This is a genomic window from Pandoraea commovens (genome assembly GCF_902459615.1).
GTDB lineage: Bacteria > Pseudomonadota > Gammaproteobacteria > Burkholderiales > Burkholderiaceae > Pandoraea > Pandoraea commovens.
On sequence record NZ_CABPSA010000025.1, the window covers coordinates 1 to 801 of the forward strand.

The following is an 801-nucleotide window of genomic DNA, read 5'->3' on the forward strand; positions in this document are numbered from 1 at the left end:
GGATGTGCTCGAAAGAGAACCGTAACACAGGTGCTGCATGGCTGTCGTCAGCTCGTGTCGTGAGATGTTGGGTTAAGTCCCGCAACGAGCGCAACCCTTGTCCTTAGTTGCTACGCAAGAGCACTCTAAGGAGACTGCCGGTGACAAACCGGAGGAAGGTGGGGATGACGTCAAGTCCTCATGGCCCTTATGGGTAGGGCTTCACACGTCATACAATGGTCGGTACAGAGGGCTGCCAAACCGCGAGGTGGAGCTAACCCCAGAAAACCGATCGTAGTCCGGATCGCAGTCTGCAACTCGACTGCGTGAAGCTGGAATCGCTAGTAATCGCGGATCAGCATGTCGCGGTGAATACGTTCCCGGGTCTTGTACACACCGCCCGTCACACCATGGGAGTGGGTTTTGCCAGAAGTAGGTAGCCTAACCGTAAGGAGGGCGCTTACCACGGCAGGATTCATGACTGGGGTGAAGTCGTAACAAGGTAGCCGTAGGGGAACCTGCGGCTGGATCACCTCCTTTCTAGAGCATGCACTGGAAGTTGAGTGTTCACGCTTATCGGTTGTTGACTGCGTAGATCTAAGTCGGGTCTATAGCTCAGTTGGTTAGAGCACCGTCTTGATAAGGCGGGGGTCGATGGTTCGAGTCCATCTAGACCCACCAAGCTTTTTAACCACTGTTCGATAGACTCAAGTGGTGGTAAGTCGGCTTGATTGGGGGATTAGCTCAGCTGGGAGAGCACCTGCTTTGCAAGCAGGGGGTCGTCGGTTCGATCCCGTCATCCTCCACCAAAAACCTTAGATC

The 801-nt window shown here is 54.4% G+C and carries 2 tRNA genes and 1 rRNA gene; all 3 read left to right on the top strand.

The features are described from left to right. Positions 1-519, top strand: a 16S ribosomal RNA gene (locus PCO31010_RS26505); the annotation flags it as partial. Between the two features lie 64 nt (positions 520-583). Further along, positions 584-660, top strand: a tRNA-Ile gene (locus PCO31010_RS26510). 52 nt (positions 661-712) lie between these two features. Beyond that, positions 713-788, top strand: a tRNA-Ala gene (locus PCO31010_RS26515). Positions 789-801: the final 13 nt, after the last annotated feature.